This is a genomic window from Microbacterium sp. 2MCAF23 (assembly GCF_052115565.1).
Classification (GTDB): Bacteria; Actinomycetota; Actinomycetes; order Actinomycetales; family Microbacteriaceae; genus Microbacterium.
The window spans coordinates 71,314-92,930 of sequence record NZ_JBFRGY010000012.1 but is presented as its reverse complement, the minus strand read 5'-3'; the positions used below and the strand labels follow the sequence as shown (position 1 = coordinate 92,930).

The window sequence follows — 21,617 nt, the reverse complement described above, 5'->3', positions numbered from 1 at the left end:
GATTCAGGCGGTCAGGGTGCGCTCACTGTCATATCGCCCGGCAACGCGATGGGCGAGCGCGATGAGGAAAGCGAGGAGCAGCGTCATGGCAGCACTCGTGAACCACACCGCGCGCACGAGGTCACCTCCCGCCATCAGCAGAATCGTGATCGGCACGATGAGATAGACGATCGCGAAGATCAGCATGGCTCCCTGTCGCTCGGCGACGATGAACACGGTCGACAGCGGTGCGGTCGCGACATTCAAGTAGAGCCACGGCGTGAGCGCCTGCACGATGAGCCCCGCCTCTGACCACTGCTCGCCGAGGAACCACGGCACAACGACGGGTGCCACGACGCCTAGCACCAGGAAGGGGAGGAAGCCGAGGAGCAGCGCGCGCCTCGTCACGCCCCTCACTAGAGTCTTGAGCGTCCCCGGCTCAGCGACCGCCATCCGCTGGTAATACACCTGGGAGATCGCGCTCGCAATCAGCGCCATCGGTGCCTGAGCAAGCTTCCACGCCATCGAGAACTGGCCCAGCGCGTGCAACGAGCGACCTCCGATGATCATGTTGATGCCGTTGAGTCGCAGCGAATCCACGAGCGCGTTGGGAGCGTTGAGGAGCGGCATCTTCTTGTAGCGCACCATGAGTTCCCACCGGCTGCGATGGTCCCGGACGGGTGCGGTCTTGCGAGCATCGTCCGTGACGAGCAGGAGACCGACGCCGAAGACCTGACCGACGAGATAGCCGACGATGAGCCATTCGCCGGTTGGAGCGAAAAGAAGCCCTAGGCCGGCCTGAGTGACCGCGGTGACTAGCGCCTGGACGATGCGTGAGACGCTCTGCATGCGGTAGCGACGCTTTCGCGTTAGCCAGAAGTACAGAATCGTTGTCTCCCCGGCTAGGAAGACGCTCACGCCGATCAGCAGGACCCACCAGTGCTGGTTCGCCGGCCCGGACAGACAGAACACTAGGATCGTCGCGACAACGGTGAGTGCCGAGATCACACTTACCAAGCCCGTGGAGAGCTGCCGGAGCCGATGCGCGTCCTCGTCGCGCTCCGGGAGCACGATCGCGTACTCGTAGCGCAGCGCCGCGACCATGCTGACCACTGCGCTCACCGAGAGGAAGATCGCCAGGATTCCGAACGCACCAGGACCGTAGATCCGGCTGAGGATCGGCATCGTGACCACACCGAGGATCTGTGACGCCACCGTGCCGGTGAGCAGGGTGGCGATGCTGCGTAGGGTCGACGAGCCACTCGTGCCGGACGACTTCCGGGACTTCTCGCGCACGACACCCAGGTCGTCATCTTCTTCAGACATCAGCGGACTCAACTACGCGAGCCAATAAGAGCATCGAAATGATCAGCGCATTGACGCCACGCACGGCCCGTCGAGTTGTGCGTCGCGGCCCGCGCCCACGCCGCCGCGCCCCATGCGCGCACCCGATCGGGGTCGCCGGTCGCACGCCCGGTAGCGGCCGCCAGCGCAAGCCTGTCTTGCACGGGCACGATCAGGCCGGCCTCTCCGTCGACGATCGTGTCTCGGGCGTCTGTCGCCTCGGTAGTGATGGTTAAAACTCCGAGGCCCAAGGCTTCGAAGATCAACTGGCCGAATCCCTCGCGCAAGGTGGACAGGCAGAGCATATGGCGGTGACCCACCGAGCCTGCACCACGTCCGCGGAAAATTCTCCTCTCACGAGACGCCCACCTTCAGCAGCCAGGCGATCAGCGAGATCGGCGTCGACTGTCAGTTCCAGAATCGCTTCTGCGAGCCTGTGTGAGTCGTCGATCGGCACCATCCGCCCAGTGCGACCATCCTTCACGAGATCCTTAATCCCTGTGGCTGCCGTGGCTACCACGGGCACCCCGGCGGCGAAAGCTTCGAGGATCACCACGCCGAGCCCCTCTCGGCGACTCGGCAGACAGAAGACATCCGCGATGCTGAAGTAAGGCGCGACATCATCCACTTCACCGGCGAACATCACGTGCGATAGGGACGAACGTAGCCGCTCGGCACCGACTTGGCCCGATGCATCATCGATACCGCCGACGACTAGGAGCTGCACCTCACGCTTGCGCTCGACTGCGGCCATCGCTTCTGCAAGAGCTTCCAGTCCTTTGTCCGCGGTGAGTCGACCAATGAACAGAACAACCGGCACTTCGGGCGCAACCCCGAATCGTGCTCGCGTGCGGGCCTGAATCTCAGTGTCTTGCGCTGCCCAGGCAAAATGATCGATGTCGACGCCATTGGGACTGCCTGCACCAAGAACCTCGATCTTGCTCGATCGGACGATGCCCTCCTCGATCGCTCGCAAACGCAACGATGGGCTCACCGCGACCACCTTGGTTGCCGCTCCTGATGTGATCCTTTCCATCAGGCGAAGCACCTGGCGCAACATCCCCTCGGCGCTTTCGAGACGGAGACCGTGCATCTCATATATGCGCACTGGCACCGCGCATAGCCGGGCCGCCAAGCTTCCGATCAGACCAGCTTTGGGTGTTCCAGCGACAACCACTTGCGGTCGCACCGTGCGCAGGAGCCTCACCCAACGCGAAAGTGCGACCAGATCGGCCAACGGACTGGGGTTGCGAGCCATCTTGAGTTCATGCACCGTGATTCCGGCATAACGCGAGAGCCGTTCGCCGATCGATCCAGCCTCGGAAATGAGATGAACTTCCCAGCCATCATTGGCAAGCCGCTGATAAAGGCCGTCGTGATAGCGGAGCTGATAGTCAATCGTCACGCCGAACACGATCGTTCGCGTTTTGTGCTTCGACGCCATGTTTACGCCCCTCCGAGGATCTGCAGCAGATCCGCAGACTCGTCAACTTGACTACCCTGCCGCCACCCTGGCGTCTGGCTCTGACCGAACCACATGACCTCGACGCGCCTCGCGGTTCCCGTGAACCGCGGAACAATTCGACCAGCCGCGAACCCCATCCCCACCACAGTACGGCACAGCCAGGCGGGTAACATGCGAGGCTGCCTGTCGGGAGCCGCTGCCTCGAGAACACGTCGAGTAGTGAATCCCTCCCATGGCTGCAACACGATTCCCCGAACCGATTCGTTCGTCGCACCGAGCCCGACCACCGTCTGAGCGAGCTGCGTAACACTGCTGGTTGCCGACGGTGCGGTCCCTGGCGCCGCGACACTTGCCAAGGGCGAATGCGCCAGACGAATCAGGCTTTCGGTGGTCGATCTTCCGCGCCCCTGCACCGATGTGGCTCGCAGCACGATCACCTGAGTGGGAACTCCCCGGTCGGCGACAGCCAACAACGCCCGCTCACCGAGCGCCTTGGAATGGGAGTAGGGCGAGAAGGGGGCCACATCGCTGGAGTCATCGAGACGGGAACGTCGCCCCTGAACGGCAGCCGAACTCAAATGAACGATTCGATCCACACCGGCGTCAGCGCTCGCGAGAACAACTGCGGCCGGCAGCAGTGCATTGGCACCGTAAAGGGCGTCGTCGCCAGCCGAGTCTGGGGAAGCCATGCCCGCAGCGTTCACCACCACGTCGATACCCGTGAACTGTTCCGCCAGTCGCGCCCGCTGCGCCTCGATCCCAGCCTGTTCGAGTAGCTGCGAGAGATCTGACGCCGTGGGTGCTGTCATCTTCAGCCGCGGGGCCGAGATCTCGGAGATCTCGACGTTCTGCTCGGACAGATATGCGACAACGGCCGACCCGACAAAGCCCGATGCCCCGACCACGGCCCAGCGCTTCGCAAGGTGCCCAGGTGAGGCGGGGATCTCGCAAATGGACGGAGCCGCAGGAACGACAAATCCGGTCGACGGAAGCCGAGAGCCGCGCCAACGTGGAATCCACAGGTAAACGACGCAAAGCCCGACGATCAGAGCCCAGCCGAGCCAGGGCGAGACTCCAGCCATGCTGACGATAATCGCAATAGCGCTGCTCCCCGCGGAGAACGCTGTAACCAAAGCCGCCACCGACAAATGCGACAGCCCCGTATCGGTCAGCCGCTGGTATGAGTGCGAGCGGTGCGCCGACATGATTCGCTCGCCTCGCATCTGGCGTCGTGCCATGGTTACCGCCGTGTCGGCGACGTAGATGCCCAAGGGTGCGAGCACGAGAAGCGGTGAAACGCCAGCCGCAATGGCAAGGGTAGCGGTGGTCGCGATCGCGCCCCCTAAAAGATAGCTCCCGACGTCCCCAAGGAAGAAGCCCGAACGCTGGAGATTCCATGGCACGAACGCAAGAAACGCTGCGGCGAGGATCGCTCCTAGAACTGCTAGCCACGTGGTGTGAACCAGCCACCCCGCGACCACAAACGACGCGCCAACGATGGCTCCATGCAAACCGGAGATACCGTTGATGCCGTCCATGAAGTTGGTCGAGTTCACGTAGCCGGTGATGAGGACAGCTCCGAGGGGAACGACCCATCCCGAAGCTCCGGTCGCCACCGCGCAGGCGATCGCTGCGAGCAATCCAACAGTAATCTGAGCTCCAAGCCGCGGCACAGCAGGAAGGTTGCGGAGATCGTCGATGAATCCAACAATCGCGAGAGCGAGCGCCGTAACCCCGGCGATTGCCGTCAGCCCATTCGTACCGGGCTCCACGAAAAGTGCCAACGCGACTCCAACGATCCAGCCACTCAGAGGGGCAAGCCCTCCGGCTCGCAACGTCGGAATGGAATGGGAGGAACGCTCATTCGGCATGTCAACAGCTCCGAGCCTGCGAAGCAGTGGTCGGAAACCGAGTGGCGAAGCGAGGCTAATCGCAAAAACTACAGCGGCGATCCCCCCCACGCTTGGAGTCACGTTGACATACCCTCGGCGCTTGCCCCGGTCATGAGCTGATCCACCACGATCCTGTCGACCACGGCTGTGTCGTTGTTGCGCGGCTCAGCCTTCATCCGCGCTTCCCAGCCGGCCTTGTCGAGGCGCTCGGGGCTGATCGTGTCCGCGTGGGCGTGGGAGATCTGCGGATGGAACGGGCGCTCGAGGTTCTCGCGGGCCCCGACGAGCTCCTCGTGCAGCTTCTCGCCGTGGCGGAGACCGGTGAACACTATCTCGACGTCCTTGCCCGACATCGAGATCATGCGTTTCGCGACCTCGAGGATAGAAACAGGCTCGCCCATGTCGAGGATGAGCACCTCGCCGGCGCGGCCGATGCCGCCGGCCTGGATCACCAACTGGCAGGCCTCGGGGATCGTCATGAAGTAGCGCGTCGCGTCAGGGTGCGTGACCGTGATGGGTCGCCCATCAGCGATCAGGCGCTGGAACGTCGGCAGCATGGATCCGCGACTGCCGATCACGTTGCCGAAGCGCACCGAGAGGTACTGCATCCCGGTCTGCTCCCCCGCCCAGGCGGTGAGCTTCTCCGCGACACGCTTGGAGTGCCCCAGCACGCTCGTCGGGTTCGCTGCCTTGTCGGTGGAGATGTTGACAAAGTGGCTCACTCCAACGCGCTGTGCGGCCTGCAGCACGTTGAGCGAGCCCAGGACGTTCGTCTTCCATGCTTCATCCGGGTACTGCTCGAGCATCGGAAGGTGCTTGAGCGCGGCAGCGTGGAAGACGACCTCCGGGCGGCGCTCGTCGAAGATGGCGTTCAGTACGGCGACATCGCGGATGTCGGCCAGCACGACCTCGTTCGAGTCGAGGAGGCCATTGCCCGCGGTGCCGAGTTGAGCGCTCTGCAGTCCGGTTTCGTCCCGGTCGAGCATGATCAGCTCGCTCGGGCCGAACTTCGCGAGCTGACGGCACAGTTCGGATCCGATAGATCCACCCGCCCCCGTCACGAGCACACGCTTACCGGTGATGTAGCCTGCGATCAACTCCACGTTGGTGTCCACCGGGTGCCGACCGATGAGGTCTTCGATCTCGATGTCACGAACGTCGACCTTGACACGCCCGTCAAGCATGAAGTCGGTGATGCTCGGCGTGACCGACACCTTCATGCCTGCGGTCTCCGCGGCGTCGCTCAGCTTGCGCAGCAGCACACTGTCGGCGTTGCCGAGCGCGATAACGAGTCGGGTCGCTCCGGTGCGCTGGGCGATCTCGGCCAGCTGGCTTGAGCGCCCGAGTACGGGCACTCCGCGTAGCCGCAGGTTCTTCTTCAACGGGTCGTCGTCGATCAGGCCCACTGGGCGGATCGGCGATGTGGGGTCGGTGATGACTGTATACAGCAACCGATCACCCAGGTAACCGGCGCCGACCACGAGCGTACGCTCAGCGCTGTCGCCCGGCTTGCGCGAGCGCTCGACCGCAAGACGTGCCGCATAGCGAATCCCGAACATGACGAGCAGTACGAACGGCCCGGCGAGCAGCATGGTTGCGCGGGGCACGCCGATCATGTTCCCGAAGGGCACGACGAACAGCGAGAGCAGCACCGAGATCCCGAGCACGATGATCGCGAGGGTGCGCACCACCTCGAATGAACCGTAGGCGTACCGGCCTCGATAGAGCGCGACGTAGTAGCCCACGCCCACCTGAATCGCGGCCGCAACAAGGCCGAGCACGATCGTCGCCACCCAGGCCGGAAGAGTCAGCGTGAAGTCCAACCGCAGGGTTACCGCAAGGAACGTACCGAACACCCAGGCCAGCACGTCGAGCAAGGCGACCAACCGACGTCGACGCTGCTGATGCACAGGGATTCGGATCTCCCCGGTCACTGCCTCACCAACCTGCGAACTCACACTGCACCCCAATCCTCCGTGCTCGGCCGCTTCAAGGCTCCCCCCTCGCCGAACAACGCACGTTCGACGATTGTCCCACACTGGGAGACTGCTGAAAGAAGGCATGACCCCAGCTGAACCAATATGTCGCAAGTTTCACTCGCATACGTCGCATCATGCGCCTCGCGATATCTAGTGACCGTCGGCGTGACGCGCCGCGGAGCAACTGCAGCCGACGAACTGCGCATTGGCCGAGACTGGCGCTCGTGGGCGACGTCGGTACCCGATCGTCATAGCGGAGCTTTCGCTAGGCTAACCGCGTGACCGGGGAGCAGAGCGAGACGTGGCGTATCGCCGGTGCGGTGGCGTGGACGGCGAGCGGCAACGACATCGTCGCTCTTGATCTCGAATCACCGACGGCGCATCCGATGACGCTCCAAGAGACCGCGGCTTACGTGTGGGAGGAACTCGCGGAGAGCGGGCCGATCTCTACGGATGCGCTCGTGAAGAACATCGCCGAGGCGTACGACGCCACCCAAGACGTCGTTCGCAACGACGTCCTAGAGCTGCTCGAACGCCTCCACGAGCAGCACCTCATCATCGCTGGCTGACTGCCTCGCGGCTCGCCATTCGACACGAAGGATCGATCCATGCACGTACTCGTCACAGGCGGCGCTGGTTTCATCGGCTCGCACACGGTGGTCGCACTCCTTGAGCGAGGGCATGACGTAACGATCGTCGATGACTTCGAGAACAGCTCACCGGTGGTCATCGACCGGATCGAGCAGATCACCGGGATCCGCCCCGCGCTCGCCGAGATCGATCTCCTTGACGAGGACGCGTTCGAAGTTGCTTTCGCTGCGGCGGCGCCCGACGCCGTCATCCACTTTGCCGGCCTGAAAGCGGTCGGCGAGAGTTCCGCTGACCCACTTCGCTACTACGCGCACAACCTGGGCAGCACGTTCTCCCTGTTGAAGGCGATGAAGCGGCACGGGACTCAGACCCTGGTTTTCTCTTCGTCGGCCACCGTGTACGGCGATCTGCAGGAGCCGCCGTACACCGAGGAAGGTGGTCGCCTGGACGCAACCAACCCCTACGGCATGACCAAAGTGATGCTCGAGCGGATACTCAGCGACATCGCCGCCGCCGAGCCCGGCTGGCACATCGCTCTGCTGCGGTACTTCAACCCCATCGGCGGCCATGAGAGCGGCCTGATCGGCGAAGACCCCAGCGGCATCCCGAACAACCTCGCACCGTACGTGCTGCAGGTGTCGATCGGGCGGCGCCCGCACGTGAACATCTTCGGCGACGACTACCCCACCGCGGACGGCACGGGGGAGCGCGACTATATCCACGTCGTCGATCTCGCTCAGGGGCACGTCGCCGCGCTGGAAAGGCTCGCCGAGGTCGACGGAGCGCGCGCCTGGAACCTCGGCACCGGGCACGGCACGTCGGTGAAACAGCTCATCGCCGCTTTCGAATCCGCCGCAGGCAGGACCATCCCTTCGGTCGTCGTCCCCCGGCGCGACGGCGACCTGCCGCGCAGCTGGGCTGACACGACGCGCGCCGAAGCCGAGCTTGGATGGAAGGCCACCCGCGACATCGCCGATATGGCCCGCGACGGCTGGCGCTGGCAACAGCGGAACCCGAATGGCTTCGCCGACGACCGGACGCGCTGACGGCTCCGCACCTCCGGTCGGTTCCACTCGCCGAACCATGGCCAAGGGACCGCCGGATCCCTAGACTCACAACGTGCCTTCCCGACACGAAGAACGCGGGGCACGCCCGGCTCCCGAGGATTCTTCACCCGAAACGGACGATCCACTCGCGCGCCTCCTCGTCGGCGCAGACTCCGAACACGGGAAGTCGCGGAAGCACTACCGCCGCCCGCTGCTGAAGAGCGCCCGGTTCTGGGTGCCGATCGCGATCCTGCTGGTGCTCATCGCGCTGGCGATCCTCGGCGTCCTCGCGGCGAAGCAGCTGTATGGGCATGCGATGGCGGCGAAGGCCGATCTCGAGAAGGCGATCCCCCTCGTCGACACCGTGCAGCAGCAGATGCTCGACGGTAACGCCGCTGGCGCCAAGGCCACGATCGCGCAGATCTCCCAGCTGACCGCCGCCGCCGAGAAGGAGACCACCGGCCGGCTCTGGAAGAGCGCGGAGTGGGTGCCCGTCGCCGGGCCGAACCTCGTCGCCGCGCGCGTGGTCGCCGGCTCCGTCAACGACCTTGTCGCCAACGCGATCACGCCGCTCACCGCGGTGGACTTGAACGCCCTGATGCCGAAGGACGGCGGCATCGACGTCGCCAACCTCTCCAAGCTCGCCGCCACGATCGAGACGGCGAACAAGAGCGTCACCCGGATCAGAACGAATCTCGACGAACTCGATCGCTCCGCACTCGTGCCGCAGGTAGCCTCGGGCGTCGCTCAACTCGATGCCGCCATGGCGAAGATCGAACCTGCCGTGACCCCGATCCACAACGCGCTCACGATCCTGCCGAAAGCCCTCGGTGCCAATGGGCCACAGCACTACCTGCTCATCTTCCAGAACAACGCCGAGTCCCGCGGCACCGGCGGCAACCCCGCCGCGATCGCGATGCTCACCGCGGAGAACGGCAAGATCTCGCTCACGCAGCAGGCCGCGACCGCCGACTTCAAGAACGGCCGACCGGATCCGATCTTCGCCCTGAATCCCGAGACCCAGGCGTTGTACGGCACGAAGATCGGACGCTACATCCAGGACACCACGCTCTCCCCCGACTTCAGTGAGACCGCGCAGATCGTGCGCGCCTTCTGGACGGAGTCGTTCGGGACACCGATCGATGCCGTCGTCTCGGTGGATCCGGTCGCGCTGAGCTACGTGCTGCGCGCGATCGGCCCGGTGACCCTGCCCGCCCCGTTCGGCGAGACCCTCACCGCCGACGAAGCCGTGCCTCTGCTTCTCAACGAGGCCTATGCGAAGTATCCGGATCCGGCGACCCAGGACGCATTCTTCGCCTCCGCCGCGCAAAGCGTCTTTGAGGCGCTGCTGACCACCCACGCCGATCCGAAGGCGCTGCTGACCGCGCTCGTGCAGGCGGCGAACGAGGGACGCCTGATGTACTCCCCGAGCGACAAGGCTCAGGCCGACCTGCTCGCCGGCACGCCGGTGGGCGGCAACATGCCCACCGACAACCGCAAGACCACTGACCTGGGCGTGTACATCGACGACGTCACGGAAGGCAAGCTCGACTACTACATGGAGTTGGGTATCGCCGCGTCGAGTACGCAGTGCCAGAAGGGCACCTCTCCGACATTCACCACCACGGTGACGCTGCAGAACACGCTCGACCCGGGAGCCGTCGCAAGCCTGCCGGAGTACATCTCGCCCGGACACTACTTCCCCAAGGGCGACGTCTCGACCGACGTGTACCTGTACGGTCCGGTCGGATCCAGTCTCACCAGCGTCACTGTCGATGGCCAGCCTGTCGCTGCCTCTGGGCAGCCGCACCTGGGGCGCACCGCGGTGAAGGTGAACGCGCTGACCCAGCCCGGGCAGACTGCGAACATCGTGGCGACCTTCAGCGCGCCCGCCGGCGAGTACGGGCCACTTGAGGTGCGGCACACGCCGATGGTGAAGCCGACGCCGGTCACGCTCGACACCCCGGGGTGCAAACCGGCCCAGAAGTAGCGGACGTCAGGGCGTCGGCAGGACGATCGGCGGATCCGTCGGCGTACCCGGGTCGGAGGGCGGGGGCGACGGCGGAGTCGTCTCGACGGGAGCAGGCGGCTGCGTCGGCTCCGTCGGAGTCTCCGTGCCGGTGCCACCGGATCCGCTCGACTGCGCCTCGGCGACAGCGCGCGCCTGGTCGGCGATCAAGGCAGCGAGGGCACTGCGCCACGCATCCATCGCAGCGAAGGGCGTCGGACCGAACGGATCGGATGCGGCCGCTGCGGACGCCGCCTCAGTCGCCGCCGTGCGGAACGGCTCCGCCGCATCGCCGTTGTCCGCCACAGCGATCTCCGCGAACGCCGGGATCGACTGCCGGAAGGTCGTGATCGCCGCCCGGAAGCCTGCGGTCGCGGCCGTGAGTGTGGAGTTCGCCGCCGCCAGGTCGCGCTCGACCTGATCCAGCGACGCGTTGGTCGCGTTCTTGGTGGGGAGCTTCGGCACCTTTACCGCGGCGAGCGCGGCGATGTACGCCTGCCGCGCGGCGTCTGCCGCAAGCCGCGCCGACTCGTCGCTGGATCCTGCCATCGCTGCCAGCGGAGCTGCGAAGGAGTCGGCACGCGCCTGCTCGGACTTCACGGCGGCGGCCAGCGCGCCGACGGAATCGTCCACCTTCGCCATCCGCGCCGGATCCAGCGTCGCCGTCGGAGAAGCGACGACCGTCACCGGGGAGGAAGGGGGCGGCGTCGCAAGCGCCCACCCGGCTCCCAGCGCCGTGACCACGAGCCCCGCGGCCATGGCGATGACCTGCGGGCGGCTCATGCCGTATTTCGGCGAGGCGTGCAGCGGCTCAACACGAGCCGGTGCGGGCGCGGGGAACGAATGCGTGTACGGATGCGCGACACGCTCGGCCTCGTCGAAAAGGTGCCCCTCGGCCGTATCGATCAGCACCGTCGCAGGAGCAAGGTGCAACTCATCGACCGGATCCGCGCGGCTGGACGGATCCGACGGCTCCCACAGTCCGCCGAAAAGGATCCCCACGTCGTCGTGCCCCTGTGCGGCGTCTGCTTCCGAGGGCTCGTGCAGGAACAGCGACGAGGCATCGAAGGCGCGTGCGTCGTCGATCGACGGCCTATCGGCATGCGGTGCGCCCGCAGTGCCGGTGCCGCCTGCAGGCAGATCCCCGTCGGTCATGTGTGTCCTCGGTTCTCCCATCGACGCGATACCAGGACTCTATCGACAAAGCACGATCACCCGAGCAGCGCAGGGCGGGCGAGCCGAGGTGCATACCGTCCTCTCCGCCGATCGGGGTCGAGGCACCGGGACGCGGGTACGTGAACCACCGAGCGTGACCGCCCACCTGGACCGGGCTACTTCGGGGTCGCCGTCACCAGGATCGGCAGGTGGTCCGACTCGCCCTGCGGCAGGGTGCGCACCGACTCGACGACGAACCCCGACGCCGCGGCGAAGTCGTAGAACCCGCGGAACACCCGATAGCGGGTGTACGTGTGCTGATCGCTCATGACCAGCTCATACCCGACGTCGCGCATGTGCTCGCTGAGCCGCTCCTTGAACACGGGGTAGTTGAAGTCGCCGACGATGAGCTGCGGCAGGCCCCAGCCGAGTTCGGAGAGCTCCGACAGCGCGGCGCGGATCTGGTCCCGCCGCAGCGCGTTGCGCGCCGTGAGCGGGGCCGCATGCAGCGATGCCACCAGGAAGTCCCGGCCGGCGTCGATGTCGCGCAGCCGCACGCCCAGCAGGCGCTCGTGCGCGGGACGCAGCACGTGATCGTGCAGCGACTTCTTCACCGAGACCGCCGCCATGTCGACGAGGCGGAACGCGCTGGAGCGGTAGTAGATCGCAAGACCCAGCCGGTTGCGCTGCGTGGTGTGCGCGAGCACCAGCCCTCCGGCCTGCTCCGGCAGTGAGGCCGTGTCGCCCTCCTGCAGGCACAGCACGTCGGGGTCATGGGCGTCGACGAGGGCGTCGAGCTCATGCGCCGCGCGATGCTTGCGCAGGTTGTAGGAGATGATCCGCACGCCTCCACGCTACCCGCGCGCGCTCCGGACTCGCTGGGCGGGCGCGCGAGTTCACCGGGATGTCAAGGAACCGGATGCACCGCGTCCACCGCTGCGGAGCTTCCTCCCCACCGCAACCCGAGCACGCCCGGGCCGAAACCATGCCGGACCGCGTGCGCGATCCGGCCGCGGAACGTCGCTGGTCCGGCGAACTCCTCGCCCGATTCCGACTCGACGTACTCCTCGCACCAGTCGGGCTCGGCGCCCTCGGGGAAGATGACCCGGATCAGCGTCTCCTTGGCAGGCCGCGCCGTCGCATGCCAAGCGCTGCGCCGGGCGGGGTAACCGAGCGGCAGCTGCTCGGCGAATTCGATCATGGCCGTCTCCCCCGCGGCGACCGGCTCGTCCAGCGCGATGACGATCCCGGACACCAGCCGGCCGGGGTGCTGGAACTCCCGGTCGAGCCGGCCACCCACGACCTCGACGATCTCGCTCATCACGTCGGTCTCCTCCGGTGCGACGTCGATCAGGGGCAGCTCCGTGACGATTCCGCGCGTCACCTGGATCAGGCACTGGAACTCGGTCCGCCGCACCGTGCCGTCGGGCCTCGTGAAGACGGTCATGTGCGTCGAGATGTCCCGGATTGCGACTTGCGGTGCGGCGTTCAGCGCGGCGAACGTCTCCTCCGTCTCGCGCCGCTCGCGCTCTTCGTCGAAGGGAACGCGCGGCTCGGCCAGCGTGCCCAGACGCGCCGTGGGCGGGATCAGCGCGGTGAGCGAGCCCGGATCGAGGTCGAGGATCGTCTCCAGGTCCTCCACGGCGCTCAGCGAGACCGCCCCTTCCGGGTGCCGGGCTCCGGATCGCCAATAGCTGAGGGTCGCCAGGGAGATCCGATTGCCGTGCGCGGCGAGGCGTGCCTGCGTGGCACTCAGCGAGAGCCCCTTGTCGGAGATGGCACGGCGCAGTGCAGCGGCGAAGGCCGTGTGCTCCTCGGGCTCGGCCATCACAGTCCCCCCTCCGCGTGTGAAATGGCTCCTCGTAGAATTCAGGATACGGTTCACGCCTCCGGAGGCAGGCGAATCGACGGTGGCCGGCGGCTGGGGGAGCCGGCTCCGGTCCTCCCCCGTTCGGGGGCCGCCGTGTGGGGACGGCGGCCCCCGATCAGCTCCGGTGCATTCGTCGACCGGCCGCCATCCGCCTCGACCGCCGGATCCGGTTCAGTCGTCCTGGTCGCGGCGGTTGCGGGTCTGCTCGGCGCGGGCGGCGAGCAGTTCATCCGCGGGGTAGCCGACGTCGGTCAGCGTGAGGCCGCGCGCGGCGAGCACCTTGAACGCGCTGGTGCGGGTGAGCTCGTCGCGCAGGCGGGCGAGGTCGGCGACCTCGAGGCGCCCCTCCCCCACGGCCGCGCACGCGCCGACCAGCGCGCGCACCATGCTGTGGCAGAAGGCGTCGGCCTTCACCTCGGCCACGAGCACGCCGGTCGCATCGCGCGTCCAGCGGTAGTCGAGCAGCGTGCGGATCGTGGTGCCCTCCTCGCGCGGCTTGCAGTACGCGGCGAAGTCGTGCAGGCCGATCAGGGTCTGCGCAGCGGCGTCCATGGCGCCCTCGTCGAGGGCGCCCTTGATCGTCGTCGTGTCGTGGCGCAGCAGCGGGTCGTAGCCGGCCCGGGCGTCGGCGAGGCGATAGCGATAGCGGCGCCACACCGCCGAGAAGCGCGCGTCGAAGCCCTCCGGCGCGAGCGCGGTGCGCGACACCGTGACGTCGGGGTAGTGCCCGAGCACCCCGCGGATCCGCGCCGCCAGAGATGCAGCCGGATCCGACGCGCCCCGGCCGTTGCGGGAGGCGACCCTCGCCCACTGCCGTTCGTCCAGATCGACGTGCGCGACCTGCCCCGTGGCGTGCACGCCGGCATCGGTGCGGCCGGCGACGACGAGCCGCGGGCCGGGTCCGGGTGTCTCCCCCGGCATCACCGGTCCGCCGCCGGTCGCGGAGTCGGATCCGTCGCCGCGCTCGGCGACTGCCGCCGGGCCGACGATGCGCGCGAGCGCGTCCTCGATCGTGCCCTGCACGGTCCGCAGACCCGGCTGCTTCGCCCAGCCCCGGAAGTGGGTGCCGTCGTAGGCGATGTCGAGACGGATGCGCACGGATCCAGGGTACCCAGTCCCCTTCTGCTCGCTGGTCGCCTATTGTCGTTCTCACGCCCGCGTCACCGCGATTCGCGACCAGCGAACCGCAGAAAGCGGGCCGCAGGATCGCACCCCATGGGAGCGGGCAGGACGGATCCGCCCGGCTTCATCGTCACCCAAAAGGACCCTGACACTCAGTCCCATATTGTGCGACACTGAATCGCAAGCGACGGCGGCGCCCGACCGCACGCGACCGAGATCGAAGGAGATCCCATGGTCAGCAGCATCCTCCCTGATGTCGAGATCCCCGCGGTCCCGATCCACGAGTATCTCTTCGGCGACATCTCCGAGCACGACCTCGACCGTGTCGCGCTGGTCGACGGCATGTCCGGGGCCGAGACCACCTACCGCCAGCTCATCGGGCAGATCGACCTCTTCGCCGGAGCCCTCGCCGCACGCGGCATCGGCGTGGGCGACGCGGTGGGCCTGCTCTGCCCGAACGTGCCGGCATTCGCGACCGTGTTCCACGGCATCCTCCGCTCCGGCGCGACGGCCACCACGATCAACGCGCTCTACACGGCCGACGAGATCGCGAACCAGCTGCGCGACGCGTCCGCGTTCTGGCTCATCACGGTGAGCCCCCTGCTGCCGCAGGCCGAGGCCGCCGCCGCCCAGCTCGGGCTGCCGGCCGACCAGCTCATCGTGCTCGACGGCGCCGAGGGGCACCCCTCGCTGCGCGACCTGCTCTCCGAGGGGCATCACGCTCCCGTCGTGACGTTCGATCCGGCCACGCACGTCGCCGTGCTGCCGTACTCCTCGGGAACCACCGGGCGCCCCAAGGGCGTGATGCTCACGCACCGCAACCTCGTCGCCAACGTCGCGCAGAGCACGGTCTCGATCGAGCTGAACGACGAGGACCGGATCCTCGCCGTGCTGCCCTTCTTCCACATCTACGGCATGACCGTGCTGCTCAACCTCGCCGTGCGGCTGCGCGCCACGCTCGTCACGATGCCGAAGTTCGACCTCGTCGAATTCCTGCGCATCATCGCGGAGCAGCGCACGAGCTGGCTGTTCATCGCGCCGCCGATCGCCGTCGCGCTCGCCAAGCATCCGCTCGTCGCGCAATACGACATGAGCGCGGTCAAGGTCGTGTTCTCGGGAGCCGCCCCGCTGGACGGCGCACTCGCGCACGCGGTCGCCGAGCGGCTGGACTGCACCGTGCGGCAGGGCTACGGCATGACCGAGACGAGCCCTGTGACGCACACGATCCCGGTGGAGCGCGACGACATCGACCTCTCCTCGGTCGGGCTGCTGATCCCGAACACCGAGGCGCGCCTGCTCGCCGAGGACGGCTCCGACGTGGTCGTGCCGGCCGAGGGTGCGAGCGAGCCCGGTGAGCTGCTCATCCGCGGACCGCAGGTCATGAAGGGCTACCTCAACCGCCCCGACGCCACCGCCGACATGCTGGACGCGGACGGCTGGCTGCACACCGGCGACGTCGCCACGGTGACCGCCGGCGGGGTGTTCCGGATCGTGGACCGTCTGAAGGAGCTCATCAAGTACAAGGGCTACCAGGTCGCGCCCGCCGTGCTGGAGGCCGTGCTGCTCGAGCACCCCGCGATCGCCGACGCCGCCGTGATCGGCGTCGCGGACGAGGACGGTCAGGAGGTGCCGAAGGCCTTCGTGGTGCTGCAGCCGGGCGCGGTGCTCGATGAGGAAGGGGTGAAGGCGCACGTCGCCGCACACGTCGCCCCGCACGAGAAGGTGCGCCTGGTGGAGTTCATCGACGCGATCCCGAAGTCCGCCTCGGGCAAGATCCTGCGCAAGGACCTCCGCGCCCGGGCCTGAGCCTCGGATCCGCGCCCCTACTGACGACGGAACCGGATCCCCTCGCTGACTGGTCGCGAATTGTCGTCTTCAGTGCCGCTTGACGGCAATCTGCGACCAGCGAACGCCGGCCTGCTCAGTCGCCCGAGACAGCCCCGGAACGGTCATCGGATCCCGCGGTCTCGGCCGTCGCGTCCTTGGGAGTGTGCCGGAACACGATGTAGTGGTACAGCACGAAGCGCACCAGCACGATCACGGCGATGCTGCCGAGGTTGATCAGGTTCACGACCGGCAGGCTCGGGCTGTGGCCGGTGGCGCCCTGCACCATCTCGGCGCCGAGCCACACGATGCCCGCACCGAGCAGGGTGCAGACCAGGTTGACCGCGAGGAAGAGCACGATCTCGGCGACGCGTCCGCGCCGGTCGCGCCCGCGGAACGCCCACTCGCGATTGCCGATGTAGGCGTTGACCAGCGCGACCAGGCTCGCGGCGATCTTGCCGACGACGAGGTCCCATCCGAAGACGAAGACGAAGAGGTTGAACGCCCCGACCTCGATGAGCGTGCTGATGCCGCCGACGATCAGGAAGCGGGTGCCGACTCCCGCCAGACGGCGCAACCGGGAGCGGCGATCCATAGCCCTACTAGAATACCCGGGGGACGGTGCGGCCCAGGACGCCTGGCATGAACGGGGCGGATCCCCGCTCCTCCCTCGCGAAGACTCCGCCGGTGCTGCCGTGGCGCCGACGGGTCCCGCCCCGGCCCGCACGGGCCCTCCAGGAGAAGGCTCGAGGTTCGAGTGCAGTACGCCCACCTGGCCGTCGTGATGCCGGCCTACAACGAGGCCGAGGGCATCGGCGGCTTCATCGACGAGATCCGCACCGCCGTCGCCCCGCTGGCCGAGCGCGTGAGCTTCGTCGTCGCCGACGACCGCTCCACCGACGGCACTGCCGCCGCCCTGGCCGGCATCGACGACGTCGACGTGCAGACCCAGCCGGCCAACCGCGGCCACGGCCCCACCGCTCTCGCCGCGTACCGCGCTGGACTCGCCCTCTCCCCCGACGCGCTCGTGCACGTCGACGGCGACGGGCAGTTCCTCGGATCCGAGATCGCCTCCGCCGTGCGAGCGCTGAGCAGCACCGGCGCGGACGTCGTGCACGGCGTGCGCCACTCCCGCACCGACGCCTGGTACCGCCGCCTGCTCACCGCTGGCGTGCGGCTGCTCACCGCCGCGATCGTCGGACGCGGTGTGCCTGATGTGAACACCCCCCTGCGTGTGTATCGCCCCGAGGCGCTGCAGATCCTCGTGAACGCCGTGCCCTCCGACGCCCTCGTGCCGCATGTGCACTTCTCCCTGGGCGAGGTGCGCGCCGGATTCGCGGTGCGCTACCTGCGCGTGCGCAGCATCCCGCGCCGCGGCAGCTCCAGCACCGGCACGATGTGGGGCAAGGTCGCACGTCCGTCGCTGCCGCCCAAGAAGCTCGTGCTCTTCGCGCTCAGCGCCCTGCGCGAGGCATGGATGTGGTCACTGCGCCCCGGCGCCCCGCTGCGGGCGCTCGAGCTCGAGGGGCTCCCGGCGCCGCGTGCCCCTCGCACCGCCGCGTCCGACGAGGGATCCGCAGCTCCCGACGAGGTTGGTGCCGACGAGGGATCCGGATCCGCATGACTCGTCGCCTCTCCGGAATCGCATTCTGGATCCTGCTCGGGCTGCTCCTCGTCGCGAACGCGATCGTGATGTGGCACAGCCTGACAGCGCTGCGATTCTGGGAGGACGAGGCCTTCAACCTCACCGTGCCGCGGAACCTGCTGGCCGGCCTCGGCTACACCAGCGACGGCACACTGTCGGGCTCGACCCTGACGCCGTTCGATCCGCGGATCTCCACCGGTCCGGTCGTGCTGCTGCCGGTCGCCGGAGTGCTCGCGTTCGGCGTGGATCCGGTGATCGGCGCACGACTCGTGCCGCTCGCGTACTGGGTGCTCCTGCTCGTCGGGCTCGGCGTGCTGGGACGGCGCATCGCCGGACCCTTCGGCGCGCTGATCGCCGTGGCGCTGCCACTCGCGTTCAACACGGCGGACAGCGTCTCCCCGATCCAGGGCCCGGCGGACCTGCTCGGCGAGATCGCCGCGGCCGCGCTCATCGTGTGGGCGCTGATCGTGCTGCCGCGCCGCGCGTGGCTCGCGGGGCTGCTACTGGGGCTCGCCGTGCAGGCGAAGCTCATCGCGCTGCTCGCGCTGCCCGCATTCGCCGTGGCGCTGTTCCTGCTCACGCCCGCCGCGCCGTTCTGGCCGCGCCTGGTCGCGGCCCTGCGCCGCAGCGTGGTGCCGCTGGTCTTCGTGGCCGCGCCCACGGTGCTCATGGAGCTGATCGCGCTCGCCTCGATGGGCTTCACGGGCTACGTGCGGCACGTGCGCGCGCTGGGCGGCTTCCTGCTCAGCGGCGGACAGCACATCGAGCCGACCACGGTGCCGCAGAAGCTCGGAACGCTGGCGGGATCCTGGTTCGTGCCGTGGTGGCTCGTCGCGGTCGCCGTGGTGCTCGCGACCATCGCGGTGGTGTGGGCCGCGGTGCCCGCACGGGGCGATGCCGTCGGCATCCGGACCTTGAGCCCGTCGAAGGGCTCGGAACTCGGCCGCGCTTCGTCCGCCCCGGTCGCAGTCGTGTCGGATCCGCAGCGCCCCCGCTGGTGGGGGCGGGATCCGCAGCTTCTCGCGCTCGGGTTCGGATCGGCCGTGGGCCTGCTCGCCTTCGTCGGCTGGTGGGCGCAGGCGGCGCAGCTGCCGCTGTGGGTGCGCCACCCCGCGGTCGGCGTGTTCGCGTTCGCCCCGATCGTCGCCGCGATCGCCGTCCGTGCCGCAGCAGCGCTGTGGCGGCGACGCGGGAACATGGTCGCACCAGCCCTCACGCGGGTCGTCGCCGTCGCCGTGGCGGCCGTTGTGGCCGTGATGGTGGCCGGAGGCGTCGTCGGCGACACGGTGCGCACCGCGCAGCCGCCGACCACCCAGACCCTGGCTCAGCAGCGCGCCGAGATCGCCCCCCTCGCCGCATGGGTGCGCGAGAACGACGTGCAGTGGCTCGCCGCGAAGCCCTGGGGCTGGCCGGTGTCGGCCGTGGTGCTGACCGGAGCGCACGTCGGCCTGTTCGACGCTCCCGCGATGCAGCACACCCGCACTCTCACGCCCGAACCCTGCGCCGATGGTGCTCCCCTCGTCGCATCGGGCGGCGCGAACATCTGCCCCGCGCGCTGACCGGATCCAGATCCGCCCCTCGGGACTTCACCCCACCCATGCCGCTCACACCCGCTCCACTTCCGCTCACTGGTCGCAGATTGCGGCTTCGCGCTCGCCATGACCGCAATACGCGACCAGCGAGCGCCACGGGGATCCGCCCCTCGACCTTCACTGGTCGCAGATTGCGGCTTCGCGCTCGCCATGACCGCAATACGCGACCAGCGAGCGCCAGGGGCAACCACCGAACAGCACGGGCGACCACCGACCAGCACGCCCCAGCGCCACGCCCCACCCCAGACAACGACGAAGCCCGCCGCCCCACACAGGGGCGACGGGCTTCAGAACGCGAGCTGGCTTACTTGCCGGCCTCCACGAAACCGGCGGCCTCAGCGGCCTCCGCCGTGCGGAAGTACACCTCGGCGACAGTGGCGTCGTACCACTGGCCATCGGGGCGGTGGAACTTCATCGAGTCCTTGTTGCCCTTGATGTCGAAGCCTTCGGGGGCGGAGCCGTCCTCGAGCGGAGCAGCGGAGTCCTCACCGAAGCCGCCGTCGACGAGCGCAGCCGGAGCGGCGGTCTCCTCGACCTCGGCCTCGACGACCTCGGCCGGAGCCTCGGCGACGGGCTCAGCAGCCTTCTTGGCGGCAGCCGGCTTCGCAGCGGCCTTCTTCACCTTGGGGGTGACGGGCTCGAGCACGAGCTCGATGACGGCCATGGGCGCGTTGTCACCCTTGCGGTTGCCGACCTTGGTGATGCGGGTGTAGCCGCCCTCACGCTCGGCGACGAGCGGCGCGATCTCGGCGAACAGGATGTGCGTCGCCTCCTTGTTGCTGCGCAGCACCGTCAGCACGCGACGGCGCGCGTGCAGGTCGCCGCGCTTGGCGAAGGTGACGAGACGCTCGGCCAGCGGACGCAGGCGCTTGGCCTTGGTCTCGGTGGTCTTGATCGACTTGTGAAGGAACAGCTGTGCGGCGAGGTTCGCGAGCAGCAGACGCTCGTGGGCCGGGCCGCCTCCGAGGCGGGGACCCTTGGTGGGCTTAGGCATTGTTCTTACTCCTGGATCGGAAAGGTTCGAGTCAGCTGGCCACTGCCAGATGACAGAACGGGTAGGTCAGAAGGACTCGTCTTCGGAGCCGCCGTAGAAGTGGGCGCCGTCGAAACCGGGCACCGAATCCTTCAGCGACAGGCCGAGCGAGACGAGCTTGTCGCGCACCTCGTCCACCGACTTCTGTCCGAAATTGCGGATGTTCATGAGCTGCGTCTCCGAGAGGGCGACGAGCTCGGACACCGTGTTGATGCCTTCACGCTTGAGGCAGTTGTACGAGCGGACCGACAGATCGAGATCCTCGATCGGCATCGACAGCTCGTTCGAGAGCACGGCCTCGACCGGCGCGGGGCCGATCTCGATGCCCTCGGCCTCGACGTTCAGCTCGCGGGCGAGGCCGAACAGCTCGGTCAGCGTGCGGCCGGCCGAGGCCACGGAGTCGCGCGGGATGATCGAGTTCTTGGTCTCGACGTCCAGCACGAGCTTGTCAAAGTCGGTGCGCTCGCCGGCGCGGGTGGCGTCGACGCGGTAGCTGACCTTGAGCACGGGCGAGTAGATCGAGTCGATCGGGATCTGGCCCGCCTCGGCGTACTCGCTGCGGTTCTGCGCCGCGGAGACGTAGCCACGGCCACGCTCGATGGTGAGCTCGAGCTCGAACTTGGCGGTCTCGTTGAGGGTCGCGATGACCAGCTCGGGGTTGTGCACCTCGACACCGGCCGGGGCGGAGATGTCCGCCGCGGTGACCTCGCCGGCGCCCGTCTTGCGCAGGTAGGCGGTGATGGGCTCGTCGCGCTCCGAGGAGACGACCAGCTGCTTGATGTTGAGGATGATCTCGGTGACATCCTCCTTCACACCGGGGATGGTGCTGAACTCGTGGAGGACGCCGTCGATGCGGACGCTCGTGACGGCCGCGCCGGGGATCGAGGAGAGCAGGCTGCGACGCAGCGCGTTGCCGATCGTGTAACCGAAGCCGGGCTCAAGCGGCTCGATGACGAACCGGCTGCGGTTCTCGGAGATCTTTTCCTCGGTGAGAGTGGGACGCTGTGCGATGAGCACTGTGTGTTCCTTTCGATCACGTGCCCGCTATATGACACGTGTGGGTGAGGTCTTG

The 21,617-nt window shown here is 67.7% G+C and carries 18 protein-coding genes; 6 read left to right on the top strand and 12 right to left on the bottom strand.

Going from position 1 to position 21,617, the window contains the following annotated elements:
• Nucleotides 1-3 precede the first annotated feature (3 nt).
• From AB4078_RS13770 to AB4078_RS13750, 5 genes are all read right to left on the bottom strand, one after another.
• Entirely contained in the window at nucleotides 4-1,305 is a 1,302-nt protein-coding gene (locus AB4078_RS13770; RefSeq protein WP_441977599.1) for a lipopolysaccharide biosynthesis protein, read from the bottom strand.
• A gap of 8 nt (nucleotides 1,306-1,313) precedes the next feature.
• A complete protein-coding gene (locus tag AB4078_RS13765) occupies nucleotides 1,314-1,628 on the bottom strand; it encodes a glycosyltransferase (RefSeq protein WP_441977598.1) in 315 nt (104 codons plus the stop codon).
• Nucleotides 1,586-2,767, bottom strand: coding sequence for a glycosyltransferase family 4 protein (locus tag AB4078_RS13760; protein ID WP_441977597.1), 1,182 nt, complete (start codon nucleotides 2,765-2,767; stop codon nucleotides 1,586-1,588). The genes AB4078_RS13765 and AB4078_RS13760 overlap by 43 nt, the downstream gene beginning before the upstream one ends.
• A 2-nt stretch (nucleotides 2,768-2,769) precedes the next feature.
• Nucleotides 2,770-4,572: an NAD-dependent epimerase/dehydratase family protein gene (locus tag AB4078_RS13755; RefSeq protein ID WP_441977596.1), complete on the bottom strand. Its 1,803-nt coding sequence runs from the start codon at nucleotides 4,570-4,572 to the stop codon at nucleotides 2,770-2,772.
• 185 nt (nucleotides 4,573-4,757) lie between these two features.
• Nucleotides 4,758-6,638: a polysaccharide biosynthesis protein gene (locus tag AB4078_RS13750; RefSeq protein WP_441977595.1), complete on the bottom strand. Its 1,881-nt coding sequence runs from the start codon at nucleotides 6,636-6,638 to the stop codon at nucleotides 4,758-4,760.
• A gap of 299 nt (nucleotides 6,639-6,937) precedes the next feature.
• Here AB4078_RS13750 and AB4078_RS13745 point away from each other — a divergent pair, with 299 nt between their 5' ends.
• The 3 genes from AB4078_RS13745 to AB4078_RS13735 all read left to right on the top strand — a co-directional run bounded on the left by AB4078_RS13745 (nucleotide 6,938) and on the right by AB4078_RS13735 (nucleotide 10,286).
• Nucleotides 6,938-7,228: a PqqD family protein gene (locus AB4078_RS13745; RefSeq protein WP_441977594.1), complete on the top strand. Its 291-nt coding sequence runs from the start codon at nucleotides 6,938-6,940 to the stop codon at nucleotides 7,226-7,228.
• A 39-nt stretch (nucleotides 7,229-7,267) separates the two neighbouring features.
• Nucleotides 7,268-8,296: a UDP-glucose 4-epimerase GalE gene (gene galE, locus AB4078_RS13740; protein ID WP_441977593.1), complete on the top strand. Its 1,029-nt coding sequence runs from the start codon at nucleotides 7,268-7,270 to the stop codon at nucleotides 8,294-8,296.
• A 73-nt stretch (nucleotides 8,297-8,369) separates the two neighbouring features.
• Nucleotides 8,370-10,286 carry a DUF4012 domain-containing protein gene (locus tag AB4078_RS13735; protein ID WP_441977592.1) on the top strand — a complete coding sequence of 639 codons (1,917 nt, stop codon included), beginning with the start codon at nucleotides 8,370-8,372 and terminating at the stop codon, nucleotides 10,284-10,286.
• A gap of 6 nt (nucleotides 10,287-10,292) precedes the next feature.
• On the opposite strand, the gene AB4078_RS13730 is transcribed toward AB4078_RS13735, so the two are convergent.
• The 4 genes from AB4078_RS13730 to truA all read right to left on the bottom strand — a co-directional run bounded on the left by AB4078_RS13730 (nucleotide 10,293) and on the right by truA (nucleotide 14,427).
• A complete protein-coding gene (locus AB4078_RS13730) occupies nucleotides 10,293-11,459 on the bottom strand; it encodes a hypothetical protein (protein ID WP_441977591.1) in 1,167 nt (388 codons plus the stop codon).
• 176 nt (nucleotides 11,460-11,635) lie between these two features.
• Nucleotides 11,636-12,304 carry an endonuclease/exonuclease/phosphatase family protein gene (locus AB4078_RS13725; RefSeq protein WP_441977590.1) on the bottom strand — a complete coding sequence of 223 codons (669 nt, stop codon included), beginning with the start codon at nucleotides 12,302-12,304 and terminating at the stop codon, nucleotides 11,636-11,638.
• Nucleotides 12,305-12,366: 62 nt separating this feature from the next.
• On the bottom strand, nucleotides 12,367-13,287 hold the full coding sequence (locus AB4078_RS13720) for a hypothetical protein (protein ID WP_441977589.1): 921 nt from the start codon (nucleotides 13,285-13,287) through the stop codon (nucleotides 12,367-12,369).
• Between the two features lie 213 nt (nucleotides 13,288-13,500).
• Entirely contained in the window at nucleotides 13,501-14,427 is a 927-nt protein-coding gene (truA, locus tag AB4078_RS13715) for a tRNA pseudouridine(38-40) synthase TruA (RefSeq protein ID WP_441977588.1), read from the bottom strand.
• Between the two features lie 255 nt (nucleotides 14,428-14,682).
• Between truA and AB4078_RS13710 the strand changes: the two genes are divergently transcribed.
• Nucleotides 14,683-16,257, top strand: a complete 1,575-nt coding sequence (locus AB4078_RS13710; RefSeq protein ID WP_441977587.1) for an AMP-binding protein — start codon at nucleotides 14,683-14,685, stop codon at nucleotides 16,255-16,257.
• A gap of 115 nt (nucleotides 16,258-16,372) precedes the next feature.
• Here AB4078_RS13710 and AB4078_RS13705 read toward each other — a convergent pair whose 3' ends face one another.
• Nucleotides 16,373-16,870 (bottom strand): GtrA family protein, encoded by a 498-nt coding sequence (locus AB4078_RS13705; RefSeq protein ID WP_441977586.1) that lies wholly within the window; start codon nucleotides 16,868-16,870, stop codon nucleotides 16,373-16,375.
• A 162-nt stretch (nucleotides 16,871-17,032) separates the two neighbouring features.
• Between AB4078_RS13705 and AB4078_RS13700 the strand changes: the two genes are divergently transcribed.
• Together AB4078_RS13700 and AB4078_RS13695 are read left to right on the top strand one after the other, a co-directional pair.
• The gene (locus AB4078_RS13700; protein ID WP_441977585.1) at nucleotides 17,033-17,899 is read left to right on the top strand and encodes a glycosyltransferase family 2 protein; all 867 of its coding nucleotides are present in this window, start codon (nucleotides 17,033-17,035) and stop codon (nucleotides 17,897-17,899) included.
• Complete coding sequence (locus AB4078_RS13695; protein WP_441977584.1) at nucleotides 17,896-19,479, top strand: hypothetical protein; 1,584 nt, start codon at nucleotides 17,896-17,898, stop codon at nucleotides 19,477-19,479. Before AB4078_RS13700 ends, AB4078_RS13695 begins: the two co-directional genes overlap by 4 nt.
• A 337-nt stretch (nucleotides 19,480-19,816) precedes the next feature.
• On the opposite strand, the gene rplQ is transcribed toward AB4078_RS13695, so the two are convergent.
• Together rplQ and AB4078_RS13685 are read right to left on the bottom strand one after the other, a co-directional pair.
• Nucleotides 19,817-20,506 carry a 50S ribosomal protein L17, sunset domain variant gene (rplQ, locus tag AB4078_RS13690; RefSeq protein ID WP_440734020.1) on the bottom strand — a complete coding sequence of 230 codons (690 nt, stop codon included), beginning with the start codon at nucleotides 20,504-20,506 and terminating at the stop codon, nucleotides 19,817-19,819.
• 66 nt (nucleotides 20,507-20,572) lie between these two features.
• Nucleotides 20,573-21,562, bottom strand: a complete 990-nt coding sequence (locus tag AB4078_RS13685) for a DNA-directed RNA polymerase subunit alpha (RefSeq protein ID WP_233312352.1) — start codon at nucleotides 21,560-21,562, stop codon at nucleotides 20,573-20,575.
• Nucleotides 21,563-21,617: the final 55 nt, after the last annotated feature.